At 70.2% G+C, this 362-nt stretch carries 1 pseudogene; it reads left to right on the forward strand.

Features of this window, described 5'->3' with window-relative positions:
• A pseudogene (locus AC1DYG_RS20870) lies at window positions 1-362 on the forward strand (hypothetical protein); the annotation flags it as partial.

Consider the following 362-nt stretch of genomic DNA (forward strand, 5'->3'; position numbering starts at 1 on the left):
TCTTCGAGACGGTCCGCGCGTTGTCCGGCGCCTGCGGGTCCACCGGCTGGGTGGCCTCCGTGCTCAGCGTGCACCCGTGGCATCTCGCGCTCTACCCGGACCGCGCGCAGGCCGAGGTGTGGGGCGAGAACCCGGACACCCTGATCTGTTCGTCGTACGCCCCGCTCGGCACGATGAGGCCGGTCGCCGGAGGGTACGAGGTCTCCGGGGTGTGGCGGTTCTCCTCCGGCGTGGACCATGCGGACTGGGCGTTGCTGGGAGGCGTGCTGGTCGGGGCGAACGGCGAGACTGTCGACTTCACCACCATGTTGGTGCCGCGCGCGGACTACGAGATCCGCGACATCTGGGACACGGTCGGACTC

It is taken from the genome of Pedococcus sp. P1_H8, assembly GCF_056405175.1.